Genomic DNA, 22,881 nt, shown 5'->3' on the forward strand with positions numbered 1-22,881 from the left:
GTTTAAAGCAACCTGATTCCAATCCCGCTGACGCCCTCGGCGGACTCACTATCCCCACAACAATCCTGAGAGATCTGTACGCCATAACGCGCATGTCTGCGCGGTCCTTCGCAACATACTTTTGGCGTTACAAGGAATACTCCCGCTTCCATACCTGTAGGAAGATATTCCGGAATACGAAGCTGTGTGTTTTGCACCGCTTCTGTCTCCTGTATTCCGTGCATCACGCCGATCTGCCCACCATCGTCCGCACCGTGCCATACAGCCAGCGGGGCCCACGTTGATAACAAACCGTAAGCCGGATGTCCGCACCGAAGTGAAGCAAACACGGGCGCAAGTGCTCCTTCTGTAGCAACCGAAGTTGCTAAACACTCATAACGGCGTGGCGTGATAGACGTAAAGGGTAACGAGCAAAACCGTACGCAGCCTGTTTGTGAACGGCTACACCACACCGCTGCTGCCCATGAATCGTTCCTCGCCAAGCGTGATCGAAAGATCGTGTTTGACGCCAAAGGCATCGTGCGCGTATGCACTTTGCCAATCACAGTACTGTTCTCAATCTGGAGATCGCCACCCTGCTGCGAGGGCACATCACCTGCATAGGCAATACAGCAGGGCGAACCCGCATCCAACAATACTTCGCAAAGCATCGCGGTGGCGCTGTCAGTTAAAGCAAGAGGGCCGGTCAGCGTGTTTTGTATCGTAAGCGACGTGCCTTCTGAACGAACCGTCACACTGGGTTCACGCGGACCTTCTGTGCCTGCAGCGTGTAACTGCACCGCACTTGGAAGTAATGTGCAATCCTCTACCGACATTGCAATCGCTTCGCCGCTGACATCGATAGAGCCAAGGATGCGCAACCCATTCAGAGTCAGACGCCCCGTCGTCCCGTCAGAAACAGGAGCCTCCGCAGTTACGGCAATGTCCGCTCCAATGGTGGCCTGTGATTGTGTCGCTGTATATCCACTATTGACGCCCTCTGCCACATGTACTGTGGCAGAAACAATTGTGAGCGCATTTCCCGCAGCAATGTGAATGTTCAGTCTGTCTGCACAATCAACGCGCGCATAATCCAGAATCACAATCGATCCAGTAGTCCCAGCAGGTTGCACGTTCCATGCCGCAATCGCGTCTTCCAGCTTTGGAGTTATAGGTGAGCCTACTACCGCAAGAAATGTTCCCGCCGCAGAGTCATTCGTCAGGCTAATGGAACGGTCATACGTGCCACCGCCAATTTCTGCAGCAAAACCGTATGCATAACGCACCAGGACTTCTGAAGGAGTCCCCCACTCTTCCGCCAAAGCTATGCGCCCACATTGCACGTCAATCGTTACCTTATGCAGAACGCCACAGCGCCATGCGCCCTCTTTGCCCGAGAGACGTTTCCATGCAATGTTCTCCGTCTCAACCACAGCCCCATCAATCCACACGCAAAGACTCTTCGACTCGCCATAAAAGTCTTCCGTAGCTGTACGAATCTCATGCAGTGAAATAGGTTCAGGAACATCCATCCGTCCCGTAATGTGGTCAAACGGAGTACGCAACGGAGGTACTGTAAAGAGTGGGATATCCAGACCTGCGAGGTCGAATGAATATCTCCTTTCTCCCACTTGCAGCGCGGGAGCCTTATTCACCAGGAAGCTGCGACACCGCCAGATATGCAGCGCAATATCCGGTAGATTGAACTGGCCTCCGCCATGCAATGCAATATCAACCGCAGCCAAATCAGGATCTGCAATGGCTCGCGCTCTCGGCGAGATGCTGCGCACATCGACTCGATGGCTAACACTGTCGAACGGTCCAGAAACTTCCTCCATAACCTGCTGCTCTCGCACCAAAGCAAGCGCTGGTTGTGAAGGTGTTACACATCGCATACTCTGCAGGGTGAGTGTGGTCTTGAAGCGTTCGGAAAGATGTACCGGTCGCGCAGACACGTCGGAACACACTTGCTCCAGTGCAATGGCTGTTCCCTTGCGTCTGCGATAGCCGATCGTGTTTGCGACTTCAGCGCGTGGGCTGTATGAAGCACCATCAACCGCACGAATAGGTAAATAACCGATCAAATCGCCGATATATGGCACGGCCCATGTGGAACTGGTCTCTATGAATTGATCCTCATAAAGCTGCAGAATGTTGTCCTGAACAATCTCAGCCTGTTCTCCAAGTACGGCCAGCAAGGCCTCCAGTGGGCCGCCAGCAGCAGCATCACGAATGCCGTAGATCGCGGGCAAAAGGCGCATTAAATCCTGGCCGGTAAGATTCATTGCCATGCCCCCAGTCCTGCGCGAGAAGCGGGATCCAGCAGGAGCAGTTCGGCTCCCAGCAATGCGCTGTTCTGAGTAGTGGATGGGCCGCTTGCCCGCAACATTCCGCTGCCGGGCACACTTAGATCATTGCCACTGCGATATAGCCCCTGCAATTGGACTGCCTGCACACCTGTGCAGTTTTGTATGCGTTCCATCACATCGCTTGCAGCTACGCCCTGCTGGAAGTCACGGTTCGCAAAGCTGAAGACTTGTAGTAGCGACGCCCAGACCTGAGCGATCACATTGTCCATTGCATATTGCGTGGTATCGATCCTTACACCTGCTGCAATCGAAAAGAGAACTGGACGGTATGGGGCCACGCGCACCGGGATGCGCCCCGTTCCATAGTTCCGAAGATCATCCAACAGGTGCAAAGCAACAGGATCATCCGAAGTGAGGATCGATCCGTTCGCGCCAGAGACAGTTACCAGGATGCCACGTTCGCGTCCTAACCAACTCCATACTGCTAGTGCCTTTCCAATACCCGGAAATGCACTGGAGTATGCCTGAAAGTCCTCCAGCGTTACCACTCGTCCCAGTGTCAGCGTGGGCAACGGCGCCGAGGTTCTTGCGTCGGCTGGCGTTGCAGGATCAGCTCCACCGCTAGCACCGCTGGGATTAGCAACACCTTTTAGTCCTTGCGGTCGATCCAGTAACTGTGAAATCTGGCCAGCACTTACCGTCCCCGCAGAACCAATGCCTTTGCGATATACCGCACGGAGATTGGATTGTCCTGTGGGTGTACGTGCACCGCGGAGGCCATCGCCGAATTGCACAAATGTATTTCCACTTTGGTCGGCACCAGTTATATACACGCGATCCGCAGGACCAGAAGTTATGAAGTTTGGCACCGCAGCCCATTTCTGGCTGTTCACCCAAACCTCCAGAGTAGATGTGATGCCACCACCAGAATCCGAACTTAGATATGTCAGAGGTGATTGCTTCAAGATGAATGACAACGTGGCATTCGTGCCATCGCCATTACCTAAAATCTCATGCACTGTTTCACCGTGTGTCGCGTCCATCGTGTTGGCGTTCACCGTCACAGTTCTCGTGTCATAGATGCCCTGCAACGCAGAGATCAATTGCAACGTCGTTATGTCTCCCTGAACTGTGATATCTCCAACGCGGGCAGCTTCCCCCACTACAGCATCGTCGCTTGAAGATGGCTCCAGACGGAAACTGCTTTCAGCCGCAAGATGCAATGTGCCGGTGATGCCGCTAAGCGTGCTTACCTGCCACGCAGTTCCCTTACCTTCTGCAACAGGCGGATAAGCATTCACGAGGAAAACCTGGTTATCTGTGATGGGTTGATTTGCGGCAGTGTCTTTCGGAACAAAACTTGATGCGCTTGCAACCAGCACGCGCAACCGCACTGCTTTTCCCTGAACCGCAATTGGCACGCCTGCCGCAATGCCTTGACCACCGGTGATCGCAATAGTGCTACCGAAAACAGGCACCAGCATATCTGTTGTAACTGAATACGGCGGCAGTGATGCCGAATCCACATAGGGTAATTTCACCGGGAGATTCGCCACAGCAAGCTGCTCACTCGCCGCATACACGGTTGCTGTGCGCGATGACGAAATGACTGTGCCAAGCAGACCATCCATCGATTCAGCAGCAGTACCTTCGATCACCGCATATGAAGAAAACGTCAAGGCAGTGGACTTGGAGGTCAATGTGTACAGATTGGGACTCAGGTCGCGAACGCCGCTGACTTGCAACAGCGCTGTACTTCCGCCTCCCGACAGTACAGCCCACTGCGCGACATCACCCGAAGGAACAAGTCCTGCATACTGGCTATCCAGATACACCTCACTACTCCCACTGCTGTACTGGAACTGCCAATCTGTCTGACCATCTGAGGGATATCCCGTTGAACCCATAACCCCTGCGTTGGTAAACAGAAGAGGGTTCGGTGCCTGCGATCCAAAAAGCGATGCTTTCTTCCGCAAGGCATACACCACGACCTTATCCGCACCCATGCCTGCGCTAAAGGACGAAGACAACTCACGATTCCAACTCACTTCGGTAATACGATCACTGCTCTTCACATTCACCGCAGTAACAACGCGCAGATCCGCAGGGCCGCTTGCACTTGGAACACCACTGGTCGCGGCAATGAATAGCAATGCATCGCCTACTTGTAAGCCTGTACCCACTCCAGATAGACAGGTTCGCGTATCGCTTCCTGCCAGGCTCCAAGGCAGCGATGACACCGCAGGCAACGCGTTCCATCCAATGTGAGCCTGCAAGTCGGTTGCAGTCTCAAATACCTGTGGCAGGCCTCCCGGTGGAGGTATGCTTTGTGCGCGTGTCCCTGCCGGAATTACGACAGACTCCGGTGCTCCGGGTGCGCTATTCAATGTGAATGCGAGTACTGCCGACGCGGCAACGCCGGGTGAAGGAACATACCCAACCAATCGTGTCAGCTCAAAGATGGAACGCCCTTGCACTGCTGTCCGTAAATAGGCTTCGTTGGCAAGTCGCTCCTGATAGAACGACAACACATCCAGCGTCACCGCCCAGCCATCCAGCAATGCCATCGTAAAGTCGGCGCTGTCCCTAGTTGTTAGTCCTTGCAACGCAGGAAGACTCGTATCAGAAAGCGCAGCACTCATACTTTCAAAAAACGTTCCGTACCTCCCCACGCGATAACTAATTCCAGTTAAAGCCGGCGCATTGGTAATGGTTTCGGGTGTGGAGCGTGTCTCACCCGTGCAACATCCGCACAATGTCAATTCAAGAGAATGGCATCCACTCATCGCCCACCCTCCATCTGTAAAGAAAAGATTCCATGATCGCGACGATTCGGATCGTTATCGCAACGTGCAATCTCAAGTCTTCCCATCGTGAGGTAACCCTGTTGCCGCGGTGTACTCGAAGGCTGATCCATACGTTCGAACCGCACCAAACGTACGGACACTACGCCGTCCACAGCCTGAGCGGCAGCAATCAGCGGGCTTGCGTACACTGTCTGACCGAAGGAAAAGTTTTCAGCTTTCAATATCGCCACAGTCCCATCGCAATTTGATCCTGCAAGAAAGCGCCGCATCAGCGCGGTATACACATCACTCTGAAAGTGATTCGGCGCTACACAAACAGCCAGCGTAATACGTAGTCCCACCACGATGGCATCTTCTACGGCTAATCCTGTGCCCATCATTCGCAGCAACTCAAGACGTGTCAGCGTCTGTGTAGCCAAGTCTGACGGCGCAGTGGATGCAGGCTCCACAGATACGAAACCCGCGTACCATGAACCTGTCCATCGCATGGTGCCTCGCGCCTGCGTGATATCGCTGTCTTGCAAAGCGGCAGTCGCGTAGTCATCCTCCGTCACACACCTTAGCTGCGACTGGAACGCAAAAGGCGCATGTTGACGGATACGCTCCGGCGACTCCGCGTCGACCGCGGCCGCGGCCGGCAGTGGATTACGCACGGACAACACCGGCAGGGTTGTCACCACGTGCAGCAACGCATCGGAACCTACAAGGCCATCACGCCCATTGCCGATGCGATACGTTGCGAAGAACTGTTGCCCTGGATCTACCGAGGCACCATATTGGCCATCGCCAAATCGCAGTGATGCTGCCCCGCCCTCTTCAATCTCCAGCACAAAGACCAAATCCTCTTCATCGCTTGCCAGCAAATCTGGTTGAGATACCCATTGCCCATCGTTGTCATCAACCAAAATAATCTGCGGCTTGGCAGCCGATGCGTCCATGGTTGGGTTTAAAAATGTGCTTGCTGCAGTCTCCGCATCAAACGGAAGCTGGAATGTAACCGGCGCGGAAGCAAGTGTTGGACGAAACCGAACCAATGTCGTTCCCGCATCTGTACTTCCATTGCATGTGCATCCACTTAAGACTGGCGCTTCCGGAGCATCCGGAACAGTACCAAGCGACTCTGATGTAACCCACACGCCTTGGTCTGCGGGAACAACGTTGCCCCATGCACGGCTAACACCAGAAACCGTATTGCCCCCATGCGCTGCATCTAACGTAGAGGAAATGCATAGAGAAAATGGCAACGCATCCGCCGCGCCCCACGTCACCTCTGTCACTGCAGCATCGTTTAACGGATCCTCTAAAGGTCCGCCGTAGTCATTTGTTGTACGTACACCTGTAAGACGAACCGCCCAGCGATGTGCAGGATTAGCATCTTCTGGCTTGCCTGTCTTCGCACCTAGGACCTCTTCAAAGATAAGCACGCTTCCCACCTGCAGCGTGGTCAGATTGCCGGACAACGTGGCCGCCACAGCGCCTTTCGGCAGACAACAATTCGTATCGCTCCACGTATAAAAGTCGATCGCATTTTGCTCTTGGTAAAGCACCGCATCGGCCATGCTGGCATATACCGGTTGGCCATTTGATAAGAGTGCTTTCAGCAAAGCGGTTTCCGAAGGGTTGTCCGGCGACAAGACGGGTGGCACACCCGCCGTACGGACATAGAAGTTCGTTCCCGCTGGCAGTAGCAATGCATCTTTCGCCGTTGCCACACAAACCCACGAACGCGCGTTACATCCTTCTCCCACGCGATAATCCACTAAGCGCGCATGGCGGCGAAGCGAAATCCTGCTGCGCGCCGTATCCAGATACGCTTCAGTATTGACAGCATCCTGCATGTAGCTCAACCGGTCGGCGATGTATGCCATAGCTTCCACCAGCGTGATTCCCATGTCAGCGGCGTGTGACTCGGTCCACGTGGGCATCAACACAGACATGCGATCCAGCATTGCCTGACGAAATCCGTCATAATCCTTCGCCAGATAGTTGATCGCTGGTGCCGTCGGAAAATCTTCACCACAGCAACTTTCGGCATAGCAATCCGCGACAGAGGGACATCCAGCTTTAAATGAAAACGTAACTTCAGATAGCTCCGGATCGAATGTCTCTGGAGGATCCAGCGCATTCTCCCCCGCCCGTAGACTCAGTGTGTACGTTGAGAAATCACCTGTGCTATCCAGATGAATGCGCATTGTGCGCGATGAGACGCCTCCACTCATCGCCACACTCAACACACGTACCGGAGCACCGCCGGAAATGTATATCTGATCCACGCTCGGAAGCACGAGGGGCGGACGCAGTAATGTCAAATCCAAATCCGTCCCGCAACCAGGATTACCAATGACTTCTAAGTAATCGATGCCATTCAAAGAAGAGTGCGCTAGAACCTGCGCACGGCGCCGCTGCGTCGAACAGAAATACGTCATACGGCCCCCTCTCCCACTTGGAATTGTTCCGTCTGCGTTTGGCCCGTCTCCAATACGGTGTACTGCACAGTGATCGACACCGTTGAATCGTCACCCGCTACAGACACAGATTCAACACGCACTATATCCAGCAACCACTGCTGCAAGGCGCCTTGAATTAACTGATTCTGGGCAGCCAGCATCATCGCGCTATTGGGTTCGAATACCAGCCGCGATGCTCCGCTGCCAAAACTTGGCCGGTTCACGCGTTCTCCCGGAGCCGTCAGTAGAATCTGCTCAATCATCTGGCGTACATGCGCAAGACGAGGCGTCCGAGCTGTATTGCCGGTGCTGTCGAAGCCGTAGGGATAGCGCAGATCCATATCAACCTCTCCGATTGCTTTACAACGAATCGCTTACGTTGCCATCACACGCACTTGTGTCACCAACGGCATCAGCGGTGTTCCTGTGGGAATACAAACCGCTTGCCCTGACTGCACCACTAACGGCTGCCCTTGTGAAAACACCCGCGTCGTTCCTGTTACCCACTGCGCAGTAACACACGGCGGTATGGGCGGAGGCACAAGTGGACATCCCGCAACCACCCATGGAACAGAAATCAGACAGGATGGCGCACCGCTCAACATCACACGTGGATTCGGTGCCGTAGGTGTAGCCTGCCCACCGTGGCTACATAGAACCGTTGCTCCCACCTGCACCAAAGGTCCCGGCATCGCTGTCTCCTTTCTGTTCTGCTTTACACCACCTGCAGAGCACCTTCGTTGATCGTCACGGACGGCCCCGTCATCATGATGGTGGCCCCCTGCCCATTGCTGATGGTGATACCCGTCTCATTGATCGCGATCATGGCGCCTGCAGCCGTCTTCAGCAGAATTCCGCCTGTTGGCCCGGGAGTATCGCTCACCATCAACGTGTTCTGCGATGTAGTTTGGATCACTAGCTGCTGCAATCCTGGAACACCCGCAAGCGCAAGGGCCGGTACTTCTGCACTGCTTCCCCAGAAGCCACCGACCCAGATTGGGTAATCTAGATCGCCTCCCTCAAACTCAATCCACACTCCAGACTGCACTGCAGGCATAACAAACATTCCACTCTGAATACCGGCAAAAGGAAGACATGGCATCGCCCATGTCGAAGGCAGTGCGCCAGCGACGCCCGCCACCTGCACCATTAAACGTCCCATCTGCATTGGGTCCACGTTCGCCAGTACCGTACCGCGATATTTGCCAAAAAACTTCGCCAAACGTCGTGCTCCTTTCAATAAGGCATCGTTGGAACCAGCGGAATATTTGCAATCAGTCCGTTTCTTTTCAGCGTGAAGCTCTGCTTGTACTGACCTGCTTCAATCGTGTGTGTGGTGCTGTCAACGTAATGAAGGCCATCAAACCCGACACCCGCCCCACGCACGCCTACCAATGCACGAGCCTTCAAGATGGCACCGTACCGCTGAACATCCAACGTGCCATCACCCGTAACCACATCACCTGTCTCAACTGCTTTTGCCCACAGTCGCATTAGCGTTGTTGCAACGGACTTGTTCGATGTGTCTTCCAGCATCTCGATCTTCTGCTGTGGTGGAATCACCAGGCCGAGTGGTGGGCTAAATGGAGTTACTGACGTAGAAGGCACAGGAATGACGGCCTTCGTCGTCGGATCCTGGATGTAGGCCACTGGCATTACGGACGACTGTGTTTCAAAGCGGAAGTTCAATGACTCAACGTTTGTCCAACTATCCATGTTCGCGTTTAGCGCAGGCTGCGGAACACCATACCGCATGCTTGGCCCCCAATAGGCTGTACTCATTCCAGGCTCCGGCCCCGGCTCGACGTAGAAGACATACCCCACATCGTCCGCCAGCTTGCGGATATAGTGCAGATCTGTACCCTCTTGCATCGGAATCTTTTCGACAGGAACTTCTACATCCGGTGCAGGAACGGGTATCACCATCGGCACAATGCCAAACGCCGCATACTTTGCAAGAATGGCCAGCACACGCAGGTCCGGTGTCATTGCGGGATACGGCAAGCCTGTCATGTCAATGAGGTCCATCATGCCTGACAGATCCTGCCCGGTGATTACCAGTTTGGAAGATCCACGCATCGCATCGGGGGCAATCTCGTGGTGCTGGATCACGCCATCCATCACCACCTGCGGAATGCCTCCGAACGTCACAAGCAAGATAACTCGCAACATTGGAATCGGACTTCCAGCAGCAAGCAAAAACAGTGTTTGCAAAATCGAGTTATTCGCCAGCGTAAATGTCAGCTGAAATCCGCTGCGGTCAGAGGACGTTGTAACCTCAACAGATGTCAGCGCATCTGTTACAGGCTTCGGCACAGGAACCGCTACCACTGGCCCCGCGAGCAACGTCAGATAAAGTCCGTTAGCCATTGCGCGCTCCAGGGGGAAGACTCGAGGCCAGCGGTATGCGAATCACACTACCAGCCTGTTCCGTAAGAGCTTCTGCGTCTGTCGCTGCATTCGCATCGGCAATCATCCAGAACAACATCGGATCGCCAAGAAACTTTGCGGCCAGATTATCTAAACGATCGCCCTGCACCACGGTATAGCTGCGCGTGGAAAGATAGACTGCTGCCTGCGGAAGAATCCGACGCGCAAGATAACGGACTGCAACACCATCGGGTCCTACATACTCCTGTGTTGCGGCACCGTAGTAGCGGCTCGACGCGCTTGTCGGCGCTCCGGTTCCTGCAGCGGACTGAATCAGCGATGCGAGTGCGGTATCCATTCTTCAGCCCTCCCTAGGCCCTGCGAGCCATTGCTTCCTTGCCCATCTGATACGCTATGTACACCGCTCCTGCAGGTGACAGGAACCCTGTATCGCTGACACTCAACACACGCAGATCCAGCGCGATCTTTGCGCGAATCGGATTCAACTGCGGATCAAACGCCTCTTCTGTAATTTCGAAGCCTGTGATTCGTACCGGCGTCACCCGATTTGTCCCCCATGCCAGCAACGTCAACGGCGACGACATCGGCAGAATCTCAATCGTCCCAACAAGCGAAAGAATTTCGTTCGCGATCAGTTCTGTACTTGTCGGATAGACCAGCGTCTCTAACAGCGCCATCTGCGGTTGCAGTCCAACGCTCGTCGCTGTTGCATCTCCTGTTTCCAGGCTATCCGTCGCATCCAGTTCCACCGTCAGCCGTATTGTCTCGATTGGTGGTCCTTTCAGACGCAAGACCTCACTTCGGTCCGGTTCTTCTCCCGGCGTTTGTGGAGTCAATGAACGCGTAATGGTTTCCGGGTTGTACTGCAATGCAATTCGCCCCATAGGAATACCGGTGTTGGGCTCGAGCAGGACAATCGCACCTTTCTGCAAACGAGGAGAAATATTAGCCATGAGCACTCTCCCCTCTTTCCTTCTCATTGCTCTCGTCTGCCTGCTTTTCCAAGGTGCGCAGCAATCCACGAGCTACTTGGCGGGCTGCATCTTCCACAGTCGCACCTGCGGCGAGAGGCGGTATCGATATGCGATCCAATTGCAAATTATGGGTAAATGAAAATTCGGGCCGCTGTTGCATGCCCTGCATCATGGCTTCCTGCAACGCGTGGTGAAAGCGGGAGCCAGCATTGTGCCCAAAGCCACGCAGCACCACGCTTCCCACATGCAGCTTCATCCTTTGCGGCGATGACGGATGAGTCACATTCGTAGCTTGCAGTGCGGCATTTGATGACAGAGGCACTTTAGGTACAAGTAATTTCATGCCCAGCCTCCAATCTCTGCAGGCGTCAGTACTTTGTCCATCTTGGTGTATTCCGTACGCACACCCCCTGCAATGTGACTCATATTTACAGGCTGATTGTCTTCAGCAGCCAAATAGGCGGCATGCACTGCAATGTTGCGAATTACGGCACCCGAGATATGCAGCTGCGCCAGCTTATCTGGCTGAAGTCCTTCTGTCGGCGTCGCCGATGGAAAAACGCGTGACCACATCTGGCGTCGAGATAATTCATCCGGAAATGGAAACTGCACGATGAAACGAATCCTTCGTAAAAACGCTGGATCGATTGATCTCTGCATATTCGTTGTCAGGATGGCAATACCGCTATACGCCTCCACGCGTTGCAACAGATAGCTCACTTCCAAATTTGCATAGCGATCGTGGCTATCCTTTACCTCACTGCGCTTACCAAACAACGCATCCGCTTCATCGAAAAGCAGAACGGCACCACTCTTCTCCGCAGCATCAAAAATGCGCTTCAGATTCTTTTCCGTTTCACCGATGTACTTACTCACAATGGCAGCCAGATCAATCTGGTAAAGATCCAGCCCCAGTTCACCGGCCAGTATCTCGGCAGCCATAGTCTTGCCTGTGCCACTGGGCCCCGCAAACAAAGCTGCAAGTCCCATACCACGTCCATAGCGCGAAGCGAATCCCCAGTCCTGATGCACGCGATGGCGATAGCGAACATGCACCATCAACTCACGTAATGTCTCTTTCTGTGTGTCTGGAAGAATCAGGTCTTCCCACCGCGCCCTAGGGTCAATGTGTCGTGCAAGATTCTCCAAGGGACGGCGTGCGTGCTCGCGGCAACTTTGCTGAAGGCTCTCTACAAAAGACACAGAATCATTTAAGGATTGCCGGGAAGCTACATCCAAAGCGGCTAACTGAATCGTTCCTTCATCAAAATGGAAAGCATCCACCAAACTGTCAAGCTGCCCATTTAAGGACGCTGCTGGCGCTCCCAAACTTTTCAACCAAAGCTGCTTACGATCTTCACGCCCCGGTTGCGACAAACGAATGGGTAAGCTTTCAATATGCTCCATCGCACTGCCAGGCTCTGCATAAATTGCCAACGGTACTTCAATGGAACGCGTCCAGGAGAGCGCCGCCGCAACCGTATCGGCGTTATCGGTGGATGATGTCTCCAACAGTAACGCCGCTCCTGTAAGTACAGCCTCGCGTGTCCAGTGCCGCGCGGTAATTTCACGTTCAGCTGTATTTGTAGGAATATCCGCTGCACGTAACACAAATGGGAGTAAATCCACTTGTCCGCATGCTTCCTGAAAAACCCGCTTTGCAGCCGACCAGTCACTTCCCTGCATCACCACTGGCTGTACAACTAGCGATGCTTCCCTCTGCCAATGCATCGCAATTCGCCGCGCATCCTCATTGAGCGAATCGGCCTCAGGCTTAGCGAGCGGACGCACCATCCATTCCAGCACACAATCCAACGAGGGTACGCCTAACAGATACTGCAAGATGCGCTCGTCCAGCTTCAACGGAGCCTGCAACAGGCTCTGAGATGGCCCTTCCTCTACCAAGCGCCAATAGCGCAGCGGACGTAAGCGGCTCAACGCGCTCCAATGCGAACCTTCCAATAACGTCATGGCTATTGCAAATGTGGGCCAATAGGCTCGCTCATCACCATTGGCCCGCGCACACGCTTGTAAAAAGCGCGACTCCAGTGCTGCCCCCGTACACAGCAGCAATACATCGCGCTCAAACGTACTTAAACCGAGCTGCGTTATAAGTCGAAGTAGCGGTCTGCAACTTATAGCGGAAGCATTGTCCATCGTGACAGATGTCGCCACCTCTTCTCCGCTCACCAACGCATAGACGCGGTCAAGCTCATCAACCAACATGGTTTCGGTTTGTACTGCTTCGCTCATACCGTCACCTTTAACTGCGGAAAGAACTGGCCTTGCGTCGGGCTGCCGTCTGTCTGGTCAACCACAAGAAGGCTCTGTGCCCCATCAACCTCTACACGCAGCGGAGATTGAAATGGCCCCCAAGTTGTCGGAATTGGAAAGGTCAACTGTGCGGATGTGTCCGGTGCACTCGGCGCACGAGCGGGAATTTCAATAGAAAGATTTCCTGCGAACAACCGCGCTCGCTGATTGCGTCCCACCTCAGGCTGAAGCGTTAATGTAAGATTTGTGCCGTGCACAACAGTGATCACCGATGCAGGTGTTACAGGCGTGACATCCTTTAAGGTGGGCACCAACTGAAACACAGAGCTTCCGGATTCAAAGGCACGGTGAGGATCAGCCGCTGTACCAAACTCGACCGACCGCACAATACGAACAGGCACGGCCCCTGCCTGCACACTATCTGGAATCGTTACTCGCACGGTTGTAGCCTGCACCGGTGCAGCGCTGACAGGTGCTGCATCGGCAAAAGAAACTTCTGTATCTTCCGGAGCATCACCCAGCAGATTGCGCCCCGTAATCGTCAGCGTGTCACCAGTGACAGCAACCGCAGGTGTAATCACGTCGATCACCGGAATATCCCATGGCAATACAGCAATATTGCGCGACTGCACCGGAAGATTCGAACGTACAGGCTGTGTGTCGCGAATCAGGACCACGGACACCTGATATGAGGTCGTAGGCCGATAGTGCGTGGAAAATGCCATCCAGAGCCGCGAAATCTCTTCGTTGGATAAGGCTTCCGGCGTAATTTTCAAAAGTTCAAATTGGCTTGCTAGTGCGCTCTGACTTACGAGCTTTGCTTCTTCTGTAGCAGAGCCTAACGCCGCCAATGCATCCGCAATCGTGTTACGAGCGATGATCGGGCTATTGTGAAACACCTCCATCGCCCATCCAAGCAGAATCTCTGGATCAAACTGATTGCCACCATATGCTGAAACAAGATAGTGAAGATTTAGCGCCAAGGGAGGGTTTGTTAACAACCCACCTGCCGAATCGCGGCTGGGAAGCTGTACATTGCGATATCCCGTATTGAAGCTGGCGTAATACATAAACAGATTCAACCTTGGCTGCTCATCAGATCCTGTCGGAACCAAATCCGGCGATGTCGCACTAATCGAAGTTGGAGACGACAACAATGTGGCGGGACCGCCGTCGGTAAGCGCACCTAAAAGTAACGACCGTAGCACTGCGCTGACTCCACCAACTGCCAAATATCCGTTCATCGCCGTCCGCTCCTGGCAAGAAAGTCGTGCAACGACACACGCGGACGGAAAGGTGGCATGCGAGGACGCTCCTGAACTTTCACAGGAGCCTGTACTTCGATATGTCCAATGGAGATTTCTAGCACGGGCAGTATTTGAGACTCTGGCGAATGCGAAGTCTCCTGCTTATCCGCTACTAGACGAGAATCAGCTGGTTGCATTTGCGCCCGCTCGATCAACGGTCTTGATGTCGCAGTTTCGGTTCTTTCAGAATGCGCCCTGGAAGGACCCACCTGCTTTCCGTCACCGACAGAGGCTAGCAACTCACCATTGGTAGAAACGGCGGTGTTCACTGTTCCCCACTGCGCCACCTTCTTCCGGAAGCTATCATCGGTTATTCCATCTGTTAAAGCATCTTCCACTCGTGGCTTAGGTTCAGCATGCGATGCAACGATCTCTCGCCGTTCCAAAGCCATATTTATTGCAGAACTCATGGGTGTCGCGGTGGCTTCTATGCGTGCTTCAACACTTGTCATCACACGCGCTGGAACAGCCAGTTCACGCACGTCTTCTACTGGAAATGTTCCCGACGATACGCTCTTCGGGCGCACACGCGTGGCGCGCAACGGCTCCAACCCTCCACCAGGCTGTGTGGCACGTTGGAGAACGCGTGACAGCAGATCATTCATGCCATCGCCCCCTCTCCTGCAATTCTGGCTAGGTACACTTCGCGACGTGCTGAAGTCATGGTGAGAATCGAACTTTCTGTCCAGCCATATGCACGCGCGATATCGTGCACATCCGCCATCAATGCGGAAGCGCGATGCCGCACGGCCAGCCAAACAAAATGAGCCGGATCGAAGTCGATACTGTTTAATTCATCGCACTCTGCACACTGTATCCGGCAGAATATTTCAGTATCTGCATTGGTCACAGAAACATTGGAACGAAGCTTTTCCAGCGACGATCCCTCTAACGCATTCGCGGTATCAGGCTCAACACCACTGCACAACACCAGCAGCGCATGTTCTCTACTCAGCGCATTCTGTTCCTGCAGAGCGCGGAGCAGCATACGACTGGTAATTGCATTCGCAGAACATCCCTTCACGTCGTCTGATTCAGGAAGAGCATTCAGTAAATCTGCAACATAACTATGAAACTCCAACGCAGAGCCGCAGTGCTGACAGGTCGCATATCCCTGTAGCTGCGGTCCAAATGTGGTTGCATACAACTCCAGCAGCAAGCGATTGCGCTGAAGTAACGATACGTCTTCCAGGGCGCTGACATCCATCTCAGGCATGGCATGCACAAGCATGCGCAGGGGACGCCGCACAGGGTCAGATGCTGAAGCATCTTCCCATGCCTGAAGCAGACGTTCTCCTTCCAATGGATGCATGATGCTCTCCGTCTCACGCAAACGCGTGGTGAATCAGGCATATGCTTCGTGGAGCAAATAACACTACAGAGTCAGTGTGACCCTGTGGGGGATTCACGCGATCGCCCATCAAGCGCGTGTTGAAGTGAAACTTGGCTCCGTTGGCTCTGTAACCGATGTATCGCGCTCCCAGCCCTCGTTCTCAAGTTTCAAATGCTGTATGGCAACGGCATTTGCATTAGCATCCAGATCCGGAAGCGCCTGATATTCGGAAACCCATGCTCGATAAATTTTGTAACTAATCGCCAGTTGGCCTGCTTCGTTGTAAAGATCCAGAATGATGTCTTTGCGAAAATCCTTTAAAGACACTTCTGCTCCTAATCCAGCCTGCAGTTGCCACACCTTAGCCGCCCATGCCTCGAAGTCAGGGTCATGCGTTACACCACGCTCAAGTGTGATCGCATCGTATTCTGTGCGTCCTGGTGACTTACGACTTGTGCTAGCATCGCCACCTTCGCGATGCTTAACAACTTCGGTCGTCCGCTTCAGAGCAGATACCTTGCTCACGCCTGCTACATAACGGCCATCCCACTTCAGCCGGAATTTAAAGTTCTTGTACGGATCAAACCGCTGTGCATTCACTACGAATTCCGCCATGGTCTCTTCCTTTCCTTAGGACGACGACTGACTATTCATCTGCTGAATCTGAATCACGACAAACTCGGCAGGCTTCAACGGAGCAAAACCAACCAGTATGTTCACCACGCCGGAATCAATATCCGTTTGTGTCGTCGTGGTGCTATCGCACTTCACGAAGTAGGCCTCTTGCGGCGTCATGCCTTGGAAAGCACCACGCCGGAACAGAGTGTTCATGAACCCCTCTACATTCAGCCGGATCGACGCCCATAGAGGCTCGTCGTTCGGCTCAAATACAACCCACTGTGTTCCGCGGAATAAGCTCTCTTCCAGGAACAACGCCAGTCGACGCACGGGAACGTATTTCCATTCATCTGCGCGAGCATCCGCACCAACGGTTGTGCGCGCCCCCCACAGTACCGATCCATACACGGGGAAGTTTCGGAAGCAGTTCAGCCCTAACGGATTCAGTGATCCATTCTCCGCATCGGTCAGCTTGTACACCATGCTCTGGACCCCCATCAATTGCGCATCAATACCGGCAGGCGCCTTCCACACGCCCCGCGATGCATCGGTACGCGCATACACCCCCGAGGTCACACCAGAGGGTGCAAAGGTACGTAACTGATAGTCGTTCAATGGATCTGGAAGACGCAGCCGCGGGAAGAATGCAGCAGCATTCCGATCCTGCACATTCAGCTGTGTTGAGATCCAATCAACTGCAGATGCCGGTGTATTCACGTTTGGCGGAGGATCAATCAATAGAAACGCACGTCGCGCATCGCAAAACGAAATCGCAGCGCTATAGATTGAGTTCGGATCAATATTCGAATCCAACGATGAAGGATCGCCAGGATTCGCTCGCGTGGCATCGGGAATGCTTAGCAGGTTAAATAAATCTACTTTCTCCAGCGCATAGATCCCTGTGAAAGCCAACTCATCGCCAATCAGGTCGCCTGTCTGCGGCAGACCCGAGCCGTCGCCACCTTCAGCAGAAGCTGTTTGTGATCCGAAGACATGCCCTGTTCCTAACGAATACTGAGCAACATTTGCAGATGTTCCCAGCCCCAACAACGCCGAAGCATCATTGCCGCCACCAGACGATGCCCCTATCGTGATCACCGCATCGGGGTTTTCCGGCAGCGTAACGACCACGCGCAGTCTATTATCCGTTGTTGTAGTCGCCACGCTAACGGTTGCAGTGCTCCCCGGAAGCTTCGACTGCAAGGTCGTATTCAGAGCACGTGCCAACGCTTGGGCAATACCTGTAAGGCTTTGCGGAATCGTATTGCCGTCAGCAAACACAGTGACATTTACAGGAAGCGGAGACAGTGTCGCGGGACTGCTTACCCCGAGACTCAGAGCATAGTTTCCGTTGGCAGTGGATTGGAGAATATTGCCCGTCGCCGCTGCATTGTCATCGCCTGTAAAGGGTGTTCCGAGAGTGACTGCTCCAATGGTCGCATCCAGCTTTGTGATTGTATATACGCCGTTCGTCGTATCGCCATTGAAGGTGAGAAATTGCCCCACGCGAAGTGCCTGCAAATTGAGTGGGTCAGATGCGGTCGCTGTCGCTGAATTCTTTACGACAGCAAACGTTCCGGTAACAGCCTGCTTCTTGGATGAGCTTCCAAGAATGCCGGCTACAGTGATTGCATTCCCCACCAATCCTGTGCGCACTGGAGGTGAAGTAGGCGCAGGGCTTTGCACCGCGACCTTCACTAACTGCGATCCTGAGTCAGGATCATTTACAACGGTTGGCGCGAAATCCTTGCGCGATGGATCCAGCGAAAGGCCAGGAAATGCTTCCACGGTTCCATCAACAAGATTCATAATCGTCAAGTTGAACGCCGTAGCGACCGCGGTCTGATCAAGATTGTTGTAGCTTACGTCCGCGATCAAATTTCCATTCGCCCATGTACCACTACTCAGCGCAGTGAGCGTAATACCACCAAAGGCGGAGGAAGCATATGTCGCGCCATGTTTTGGGACACGCACCACATACGCTTCACTGCCACCATTTTGAAAGAACTGCTGTACCGCATAACTGAGTTCACTATCTGAGGCAAGGCCACCAAATACCCGCTCAAAATCTGCAAAGCTGTACAGGTGTTCCGCACGATTATCAATGCCGCTTTGGGTATACCCCACAAACGCCGTGATGGAAGTGGCAACCGACGCAATGGTGTGCACCGGTGATTCGATTTCCTGAATGTAAACGCCGGGATACGTATACGTTCCCATGGGATTCGCCTTTCCGTGAAAATTTCAGCGGTTATGCGGCGTTATGTGTTCCACGAGTGGGGAATGAACTCGCAATGACGTTGGGGGCTTACTAGAAGTCGATTCCTTGTATGCCGCCGCAATATCCGAGTCAAGAAAAATTGCTCAAAATGGCGTCTCTAAAAAAGTCAGGAATATCCCTACAAAAACGGCTTAAAACGGGCGATTTCGTGGCAAACAATCCCAAATCAACAAAACAAAAATAGTGTTCACACAAGTCGTAAGACCTTCTCAACAACAGACGTTAAGGATGGGCCATACGAATGCATCAACGTAAGGACGCTTTTATGCTGCCATCGCGTGAATTAGGAACGCACCAGATTGTCTTTCAGCCAAGCTGCAATCGTTTCCTCAAGTGCGACATGCTGCCCCAGACGCCGATAGCTTTCGAATTGCGATTCGGTAAAAAACTGGTCGAGCGTTGTATCAAACGGGAAGTTCGGATGAACCCGATGGTAGTTAAGGATATCCGGTGGCTCATTGCCATTCAGCGAACTCTTGATATAGAGCAATCTTGCTGGTTCGGTCTCATCGCCATCTTCTGGATAGATGATTTCTCCCTTCAGCGCGTGAAAGAGATTGCCTGGAAAATGTTTGAACTCAAGCAGGCCCTCAGCCCCGGTGGGAGCATTGTGACTCGGTGTATCTTCAACGGCTAAGTGGGATGTTGCGATGGTCACAGCATTTGGTGCCGGCGATGGTGCCAAAACACCGGTGATGTTGATCTCAACTCCAAAATCAATGCGCGCCTTTCGAATTGCCATGCCGATACCTTCGAAACAAAGATCGCTGTCAGCTTCGGCATCACATACGACGATCGTGCGGCAACGGCGTCGAACCAGCTCATACAGCCCCATGTTCTCGAAGTGTCCGCCATCTGATAGGTAGACATAGCGTGACGTATCGTCTGTAGCGCCTCTGAGTTCGTTAAGTAAGTAGAAGAGACCGAAAGCGGGTGAATCATATGCCTGCCGATGACGCGTGTTCCGCAACCACCAGCCAAGTCGTACGTTGAACACGGTCATGAGAAACGCCATCGGAGGACTCGAATGGAATCCCATATTGGGCGATGCCGCAGCTCCTGAGATGGCAACCGCACTCGCCATCGTGATCCCATTGCTTGCCTGCTTGATGTGCCGAGCTGTAGGTACAAATCCGTTGTATTGCAGCGCGCAATTTGTAGCATCTGTCCAGCCCGTCGAATACCCCGAGTAAAGCGGCGTGATCGCAAAACTTGCAGCCTTGCGTTCCTGATAGGCCAACTCACGCCCCGTCGTGATATTGAGTGCCGTGCAGAAAATTGGAAATGGCCCGTCGTAAAGTCCTGGTTTTCCATCCAGTCCCGTCCACGACTTCGGCAGCAGCCCTGTGACCCTCCATTTGTTATCTCGATAATCAAAGCCTGTAAACAGATTTGGCTTTCGTTCACGGTTCGATGCTCCTGCATAACAACGAGCGAGGCGATCGCGGTAAAAGCTGTTCATCGAAAACTCGTTAATATCCACTCGCCACGCCAGTAAGCCTCCCGTGATGCCGAGTCCGAGCATCAGAAAAACCCATCGCGCAGTGGGTTCATGGGGCTGGCCGACATGATCGCCCGCAAGAAGCCATCCGGTCAGATCGCTAAGCAGTAGAAAGAGTCCCAGGGTGAAAACAGGAGGCACGATCTTAACCACCAACTCCTGAGCACTCAGACCATTGCTCTTTTCGCCATCAGCAGAAGCCTTGGGTTTCCCATTTGTAGACCGACTCTTTCCAAGAATTACGCCCGAGATGGTGCTGATGCCCCAGGCGCTCCAGACACTGTATTTCACTGCGGCATAGTGTCCAATCCAATGGACCACGTGTGGTCCTTCAAGTGCAATCAAGCCGACCACAAGCCAACCTACACCGAGCTGAAATGAAACAGCTCGTAGACGAGCGATCCATTCACGCTGAGCGCTTGCGTACAGCGTTCCCATTAATCCGCCATAAAACTCGAGCGCTACAAATGGCACGGCCAGCAGAAACGACGGAAGGAAAGCAACCCCAAGTGCCGTGACGTGCTGCTGATTCACCGCGAAGGACAGCGCAAAAAAGAGATGCTCAATTACGTAGACGACTACGGTTGCAAAAACAGCAGCTGGAAGTGGACATAAGAAGCTCAATACGCTTCCAACTGGTCCAGTCGTTTCTTTGCGGCTAGGCCATAGCGCCCAGCAGAACAAAGCGTACAGAAGCGGCAGTGACTCATAGAGCCAGATCAGAGGAGACTCCTCCGACCAATTCACAGGCCTCTTACGCTCAGGATGTTGCCTTTCCGATTTAGGGCGGAGTGCGTCGCTTGCCTGATTGTCAGGAGTCAATCGCTGCTTTCCATATACCAGCCTCGCTTGATGCTTCGCAGGAAGACCCGGTAGCCAAGCGGGCAATGCAAGCGGAGGCTTATCACCCCATGCACGACCAATGCGAGTTTGTTGTTTGTTAGGCGAAGCGCTATAAGCTCGTTGGGCAATCTTGTTATACGGGTTGCCGCCTGGCAGTGACATCCGATAAGCAACACCAGAAGAGAACACTGAGACGATTAGCCATGCGATCGTAATCGCATATGGATGCCAGGGCTGGGTCTTGTCCTCGGGGCAACTATCGTTTCCTGCTTGCATCCCCTCATGCTCAGCTTTCGCGCAATATCGGGGAAAGGCATACCAAAGAAAACCAGCGGCCCCAACGCCGGTAAGCAACAGAAGCAAAAAGATAAAGCATCGCGCTACGAACGCTTCAGGAAGATGCAGCTTAAGTGCCCACTCTGTAAGCGCCAGATGCGGCACCAGGAGGAGACACATAATCGTGCAGGTCAGGATAGAAAAGTTGAGAGCTGTATTTCTGATCCAAACCTCCACCATCGTCCAAACGTCCGCACCGAAAACGCTGATCGATGGCGAGAGATAGTTGGAATAACGTCGTAACCAACGGATAGGTTCGGGGGCATTGATCCGTCCAGAATCTGCATCTGGAATGGGAATGAGCTTCTCTTCAACAGAAGTCAGGCCATTGTCTACTTTCGCACTCTCATTCTTGATCCAGGCCGCAAGAAACTGGTGAACATAGCCACCTCCTGAGACACTGGAGATGTAATCAATCTCAGATAGCTTCCGCAGCTTAGCCAGACCCTGGAGAATACCGAGATTGAAAGTGGCACTACGAATGCCACCTCCTGAAAAGCACACGCCTACTGCCCTAACATCTTTGGCTCTCTCATACGCGTCCTGTCCCGGCTGCATCTTATGTCGCGCAAGAAGCTCTTGCTCCAACAACCATTTGCTGGTGCTGTATTCGGTAAGCAAGGCGAGCCGAGACTGAAGATCCGGATGGTCACGTAGCTTTTTGGATAGTGCAATGACATCGCTTTCAAGAAGACTGGAAGCAGCTCCATCGAACTGCCCACCATACATCGAGCTATGGATGAGCTGACGCACTTCAGAACGTTGCTCTACTTCTGTTAGAACAGTGCTTCTCAAAAGTGATTGAACGGCTTCCGCCAGCCGTGCACGGTATCCTGCATCCGAATCAAACGTATCCATTCCGCTCGACATGCCCGACGCTCCGAGTGCGTTCTAATTCGCGCACGCACATAAATTGGGTTACCAGGAGATGCGAGCAATGTAGTACAGGGAATGCTATTCGTCGAGAAAAATCTAACTTCTTCCCGTATGCACTACGGGCAAGATGACGTCAGGATGACCTTAAATCGAGCTCAATGATTAAAACGACAATAAGACATTCTGTGTCATTGGTTCTTCCTGATCAAGCTCGAAGTTGCTCAAACCAACACCCACGAGTCGATACAGCTGAGTAGAAGGCAGATCGATACGCTCTCTTAGCTCAAGGGCAATCTGCAAAAGCGCTTCCTGGCTTGCGACGGTCTCACGACAAGTAAGGCTGCGTGTGAGGGAGGCAAACTCTTTCGTCTTCAGTTTTAAGACGACTGTTCTTGCCCGCCGTGCATTGCCATGTGATGCGATCCAAATCTTTTCTGCAAGCCTGGAGATATGTGCTTCGCACTCAGACAAAGGGATATCTTCCGGAAAGGTATCCTCGGCCGAAATTTGTTTCCGGATACGATTGGATACCACAGCGCTGTGATCGACACCATATGCAAGCTCGTGAAGGCGGTGTCCGTAACTTCCAAAACGCTCTACCAGAG

Annotated in this window: 18 protein-coding genes; all 18 read right to left on the minus strand. The window is 53.3% G+C overall.

The genetic code is table 11. The features are described 5' to 3' along the window. Positions 1-2: 2 nt before the first annotated feature. Positions 3-2,270, minus strand: a complete 2,268-nt coding sequence (locus JAO32_RS08220; protein ID WP_334239327.1) for a hypothetical protein — start codon at positions 2,268-2,270, stop codon at positions 3-5. After that, positions 2,261-4,930 carry a hypothetical protein gene (locus JAO32_RS08225; RefSeq protein ID WP_334239329.1) on the minus strand — a complete coding sequence of 890 codons (2,670 nt, stop codon included), beginning with the start codon at positions 4,928-4,930 and terminating at the stop codon, positions 2,261-2,263. Before JAO32_RS08225 ends, JAO32_RS08220 begins: the two co-directional genes overlap by 10 nt. Positions 4,931-5,070: 140 nt before the next feature. After that, positions 5,071-7,368 carry a hypothetical protein gene (locus tag JAO32_RS08230; RefSeq protein ID WP_334239331.1) on the minus strand — a complete coding sequence of 766 codons (2,298 nt, stop codon included), beginning with the start codon at positions 7,366-7,368 and terminating at the stop codon, positions 5,071-5,073. A gap of 149 nt (positions 7,369-7,517) precedes the next feature. Next, positions 7,518-7,883, minus strand: coding sequence for a GPW/gp25 family protein (locus JAO32_RS08235; RefSeq protein ID WP_334239333.1), 366 nt, complete (start codon positions 7,881-7,883; stop codon positions 7,518-7,520). 33 nt (positions 7,884-7,916) lie between these two features. Continuing rightward, on the minus strand, positions 7,917-8,234 hold the full coding sequence (locus JAO32_RS08240) for a hypothetical protein (protein WP_334239335.1): 318 nt from the start codon (positions 8,232-8,234) through the stop codon (positions 7,917-7,919). Between the two features lie 23 nt (positions 8,235-8,257). After that, the gene (locus JAO32_RS08245) at positions 8,258-8,764 is read right to left on the minus strand and encodes a phage baseplate assembly protein V (protein WP_334239337.1); all 507 of its coding nucleotides are present in this window, start codon (positions 8,762-8,764) and stop codon (positions 8,258-8,260) included. A gap of 14 nt (positions 8,765-8,778) precedes the next feature. After that, positions 8,779-9,912 carry a hypothetical protein gene (locus JAO32_RS08250; protein ID WP_334239339.1) on the minus strand — a complete coding sequence of 378 codons (1,134 nt, stop codon included), beginning with the start codon at positions 9,910-9,912 and terminating at the stop codon, positions 8,779-8,781. Further along, positions 9,905-10,270: a LysM domain-containing protein gene (locus JAO32_RS08255; protein ID WP_334239342.1), complete on the minus strand. Its 366-nt coding sequence runs from the start codon at positions 10,268-10,270 to the stop codon at positions 9,905-9,907. Before JAO32_RS08255 ends, JAO32_RS08250 begins: the two co-directional genes overlap by 8 nt. 13 nt (positions 10,271-10,283) lie before the next feature. Beyond that, positions 10,284-10,886, minus strand: coding sequence for a hypothetical protein (locus JAO32_RS08260; protein WP_334239344.1), 603 nt, complete (start codon positions 10,884-10,886; stop codon positions 10,284-10,286). Next, positions 10,879-11,163 carry a hypothetical protein gene (locus JAO32_RS08265; protein WP_334239346.1) on the minus strand — a complete coding sequence of 95 codons (285 nt, stop codon included), beginning with the start codon at positions 11,161-11,163 and terminating at the stop codon, positions 10,879-10,881. Before JAO32_RS08265 ends, JAO32_RS08260 begins: the two co-directional genes overlap by 8 nt. A gap of 83 nt (positions 11,164-11,246) precedes the next feature. Then, positions 11,247-13,160 (minus strand): ATP-binding protein, encoded by a 1,914-nt coding sequence (locus JAO32_RS08270; RefSeq protein ID WP_334239348.1) that lies wholly within the window; start codon positions 13,158-13,160, stop codon positions 11,247-11,249. Continuing rightward, positions 13,157-14,425, minus strand: a complete 1,269-nt coding sequence (locus tag JAO32_RS08275; RefSeq protein ID WP_334239350.1) for a Pvc16 family protein — start codon at positions 14,423-14,425, stop codon at positions 13,157-13,159. Before JAO32_RS08275 ends, JAO32_RS08270 begins: the two co-directional genes overlap by 4 nt. After that, on the minus strand, positions 14,422-14,970 hold the full coding sequence (locus tag JAO32_RS08280; protein ID WP_334239353.1) for a hypothetical protein: 549 nt from the start codon (positions 14,968-14,970) through the stop codon (positions 14,422-14,424). The genes JAO32_RS08275 and JAO32_RS08280 overlap by 4 nt, the downstream gene beginning before the upstream one ends. A gap of 119 nt (positions 14,971-15,089) precedes the next feature. Next, entirely contained in the window at positions 15,090-15,800 is a 711-nt protein-coding gene (locus JAO32_RS08285) for a hypothetical protein (protein WP_334239355.1), read from the minus strand. A 108-nt stretch (positions 15,801-15,908) separates the two neighbouring features. Continuing rightward, positions 15,909-16,436, minus strand: coding sequence for a phage tail protein (locus tag JAO32_RS08290; protein WP_334239356.1), 528 nt, complete (start codon positions 16,434-16,436; stop codon positions 15,909-15,911). A gap of 15 nt (positions 16,437-16,451) precedes the next feature. Further along, entirely contained in the window at positions 16,452-18,659 is a 2,208-nt protein-coding gene (locus JAO32_RS08295; protein WP_334239359.1) for a phage tail sheath family protein, read from the minus strand. A 344-nt stretch (positions 18,660-19,003) separates the two neighbouring features. Then, complete coding sequence (locus JAO32_RS08300; protein WP_334239361.1) at positions 19,004-22,270, minus strand: hypothetical protein; 3,267 nt, start codon at positions 22,268-22,270, stop codon at positions 19,004-19,006. A 168-nt stretch (positions 22,271-22,438) separates the two neighbouring features. After that, on the minus strand, positions 22,439-22,881 hold a 443-nt coding region (locus JAO32_RS08305), incomplete at its 5' end, for a DinB/UmuC family translesion DNA polymerase (protein WP_443082581.1).

The organism is Terriglobus sp. ADX1, from assembly GCF_036877645.1.
In the GTDB taxonomy this organism is placed as follows: domain Bacteria; phylum Acidobacteriota; class Terriglobia; order Terriglobales; family Acidobacteriaceae; genus Terriglobus.

What these genes read in the sequence shown, in the direction of transcription:
- JAO32_RS08220 (WP_334239327.1), bottom strand. Translation starts at nt 2,270, where the DNA reads ATGGCAATGAATCTTACCGGCCAGGATTTAATGCGCCTTTTGCCCGCG.
- JAO32_RS08225 (WP_334239329.1), bottom strand. Translation starts at nt 4,930, where the DNA reads ATGAGTGCTGCGCTTTCTGATACGAGTCTTCCTGCGTTGCAAGGACTA.
- JAO32_RS08235 (WP_334239333.1), bottom strand. Translation starts at nt 7,883, where the DNA reads ATGGATCTGCGCTATCCCTACGGCTTCGACAGCACCGGCAATACAGCT.
- JAO32_RS08240 (WP_334239335.1), bottom strand. Translation starts at nt 8,234, where the DNA reads ATGCCGGGACCTTTGGTGCAGGTGGGAGCAACGGTTCTATGTAGCCAC.
- JAO32_RS08250 (WP_334239339.1), bottom strand. Translation starts at nt 9,912, where the DNA reads ATGGCTAACGGACTTTATCTGACGTTGCTCGCGGGGCCAGTGGTAGCG.
- JAO32_RS08255 (WP_334239342.1), bottom strand. Translation starts at nt 10,270, where the DNA reads ATGGATACCGCACTCGCATCGCTGATTCAGTCCGCTGCAGGAACCGGA.
- JAO32_RS08260 (WP_334239344.1), bottom strand. Translation starts at nt 10,886, where the DNA reads ATGGCTAATATTTCTCCTCGTTTGCAGAAAGGTGCGATTGTCCTGCTC.
- JAO32_RS08265 (WP_334239346.1), bottom strand. Translation starts at nt 11,163, where the DNA reads ATGAAGCTGCATGTGGGAAGCGTGGTGCTGCGTGGCTTTGGGCACAAT.
- JAO32_RS08270 (WP_334239348.1), bottom strand. Translation starts at nt 13,160, where the DNA reads ATGAGCGAAGCAGTACAAACCGAAACCATGTTGGTTGATGAGCTTGAC.
- JAO32_RS08275 (WP_334239350.1), bottom strand. Translation starts at nt 14,425, where the DNA reads ATGAACGGATATTTGGCAGTTGGTGGAGTCAGCGCAGTGCTACGGTCG.
- JAO32_RS08285 (WP_334239355.1), bottom strand. Translation starts at nt 15,800, where the DNA reads ATGCATCCATTGGAAGGAGAACGTCTGCTTCAGGCATGGGAAGATGCT.
- JAO32_RS08290 (WP_334239356.1), bottom strand. Translation starts at nt 16,436, where the DNA reads ATGGCGGAATTCGTAGTGAATGCACAGCGGTTTGATCCGTACAAGAAC.
- JAO32_RS08295 (WP_334239359.1), bottom strand. Translation starts at nt 18,659, where the DNA reads ATGGGAACGTATACGTATCCCGGCGTTTACATTCAGGAAATCGAATCA.
- JAO32_RS08300 (WP_334239361.1), bottom strand. Translation starts at nt 22,270, where the DNA reads ATGTCGAGCGGAATGGATACGTTTGATTCGGATGCAGGATACCGTGCA.